Here is a 2525-nt window from a genome sequence, read left to right as displayed (position 1 = left end):
TCCATACGAAGAGCTTCGTCGAGCCGTCAGTAACAATGAACTGATCTCACGGGCTCACGCTGTGCCGGCTGTCGAGACTCCGGGGTAAACACGTACGATAATCTCTACCAGCTGGCCATCCGTAAACTTCGCCTCAAGACTGACGTAGTCACCATTGATCGTCCGGTGGAACTCGAATATCCCGTGGTATTCTGTGTCTGACCAACCCCGATGAATCTTCTTCCTACTGCCTGCCATCTTCCGTATGGAACTCTCGAAGCCACCGATTTCTTCGTCATAATATGGCCGCTCTTCCTTAGGGACGTGTTCATGATCGGCATCTTCCTTCAGCAGACGGCCTTCTGCTGTGACCTTGTATTCATCACGCAACGGTTCGTGACGGGCGATGGACTTCGTTTGCCATGTAACCTCAAAGGGATCGGCACCGAAGTCAGGGAACTCTATATCAAGACCGTCTTCGAACGTGAGTCTGTCGAACAATCCCATCGTTACTCCTCCTCTTTCTCCGCATCTGAGTGATGGTCTGTTCCGCCCGGGAAAACTGCCTGATCGACGCTACCTTCGTACCCGCATTCTGGACAGGCAACAAGTTCGTGTCCGGCGTGGAGTGAACTGCCAACGAACGCGTTCGCCACTCCCCAAGCCGCTTCAGAGATTCGCTCGTAGTCCTCTTCGTTCCCTACGGCAAACACCCGCCGCTCCGGGAGCGCGTCGATCTCATCGATACTCGCTCCTTCCTCATGGGCACGAAGTCGTTCGGGCATCGACGGTGGTGCTACTCCTTCAGGGTCGAATCGGATGATCGTCTCCCGCAGGCCACCAGTGTCTTCATCATAGTAGTTGTCTGTCATTGAAGCCGAACTACCGCTGTGTTGGCCGATTAGGTCATCAGGATCGTCTTGCTCCTGCCACGAGTTCGGATTTGCGGGCTTTTTGTCCCTTCTCCGTAGCCGTTCTTCGTCGGTCTCTTCGGGAAGCAGGTTTGCTACAAGCTCCAGCAGTTCGGTTGTGTGTGTGTGGTCAGTAGCCAGCTCGTAGGCAGGAATTTGATCGCCACAGACGGGGCACTCAATTCGTTCGTTCCCCTCTGCTTCTAACGCCTCTTTGACGGTTTCTCTATCCATAATTCACCACTAATTGGTCTCTCCACCATCGGGATCTTTCGGTTCGTAGCGCGTGATCCCTCTTGGCATATCAGTCACGTCGAACCTCCCTGCCTCTTCCGATTCTGGGAAGCACTTTGGACAAGGCATACTCGCCTTCTCTTCTGCTTCTTCCAGAGACATCAGCACATCACCTGGAGTGCTGTTGTAGGTTCTCGGGTCGTGATACCATCCATATCCGGTTCCCATCCTTTCCACGAAGACCCCTTCTTCTGGAGTCTCGGGGAGGTCGTCTTCATCGAGATCGCCAATGAGTACGTGGTCGAAATGCTCCCTCCAGTCAATCACATTTTCCGAAGGAATCAGGTAAGGTTCGGTGGTGATAACCTCATATCCAGCGTACAACTCACCGTCATCTGCCTCTGCGACCATCCCCAAACGGCGCAACTCGTCAACGGACTCCTGAGCCACGTCTCGGTCGATTCCAGATTCCACCAGTTCGTTAATCGACCGAGTTCCAGATGCGATTTCCTCGAACACTCTCCAGTACCCTTTCGACCCGAGTTCAGCCAGCCTCGAAGGTTTCGTCCCGTAACTCGAACCGTGAATCATCGAGCTGATTCGGTGGACAAAGTGGCTATCAGAGAAGTTGGTGCGCTTGTGCGACTTAGCCAAGTGTAACGCCAGCTCCCGGTTCTTTTTGACGCGGCTCTTATCAGGCGGTTCGGGCGACCAGTCGTCACCATCTGGCCCCTCCATAGTCGGCATATCGGGATCGCGGACGAAGATGTCCATCGCCATGGCAAGGAGATCCTCATCGCTCTCTTGGTGGGCCGCCAGTGCGTCCGCCAACATCAGCAGAGCCTCGATCTTTGACTCGCCCTGAGTCGTGACGCCAGTCTCTTCGTCACTGATGACGAACCAGTCGTCTTCTTGCTCTATGTTGATTTCAGTCATCAGTAAGCTCCGAAATGGGAATTTGGTTATTGTCTGAGTTCATTCTGTCTACAGTTTCAAGCATGTGCTGGATCTCCTCGTCTGTCGGGCCTTTGTGACAGTCATCGCAGACCCACGGCCCCTCTCCACGCGGCTGTGGGTGAAGCTGTTTTCCACATTCGGAACATGAAGCATCGACCAGTTCTGGCTCGTCGGGGGCCATCGTGGCTGTAAACGCCCGGTCGTGCCAGTCCCATTCTCTGAAAGCGTCCTTTATTTCGCCCCTTGAATCAAGTACACGGACAGTCACATCAGTATCAAGGCCGTCCCATCCGTCTCCGGTAAGGAAATTGATGAGGAACCAGTACACGTGAGACTCGTGGTGGTGAACTATCTTTCTACGAGGAGAGAATCCCGTCGTTTACGACGGGCGTGAATCCGACAACGCCGACACAAACCACGTTCAGCAGCAATGCGGATATTTAA

At 53.9% G+C, this 2525-nt stretch carries 4 protein-coding genes; all 4 read right to left on the bottom strand.

The window, feature by feature from the left end:
• Nucleotides 1-54 precede the first annotated feature (54 nt).
• The 4 genes from ESO89_RS18215 to ESO89_RS18200 are packed head-to-tail and all read right to left on the bottom strand — an operon-like array spanning nt 55 to nt 2409.
• Nucleotides 55-486 carry a hypothetical protein gene (locus ESO89_RS18215; protein WP_128906799.1) on the bottom strand — a complete coding sequence of 144 codons (432 nt, stop codon included), beginning with the start codon at nt 484-486 and terminating at the stop codon, nt 55-57.
• 2 nt (nt 487-488) lie between these two features.
• Complete coding sequence (locus ESO89_RS18210; RefSeq protein ID WP_128906798.1) at nt 489-1124, bottom strand: hypothetical protein; 636 nt, start codon at nt 1122-1124, stop codon at nt 489-491.
• Between the two features lie 9 nt (nt 1125-1133).
• Complete coding sequence (locus ESO89_RS18825) at nt 1134-2060, bottom strand: type II toxin-antitoxin system HicB family antitoxin (protein ID WP_206731806.1); 927 nt, start codon at nt 2058-2060, stop codon at nt 1134-1136.
• A complete protein-coding gene (locus tag ESO89_RS18200; RefSeq protein ID WP_128906797.1) occupies nt 2053-2409 on the bottom strand; it encodes a hypothetical protein in 357 nt (118 codons plus the stop codon). Before ESO89_RS18200 ends, ESO89_RS18825 begins: the two co-directional genes overlap by 8 nt.
• Nucleotides 2410-2525 lie beyond the last annotated feature (116 nt).

This window comes from Halorubrum amylolyticum, assembly GCF_004114995.1.
In the GTDB taxonomy this organism is placed as follows: domain Archaea; phylum Halobacteriota; class Halobacteria; order Halobacteriales; family Haloferacaceae; genus Halorubrum; species Halorubrum amylolyticum.
Note: the sequence above shows the minus strand (reverse complement) of the source record. Positions and strands in the feature narration are given on the sequence as shown.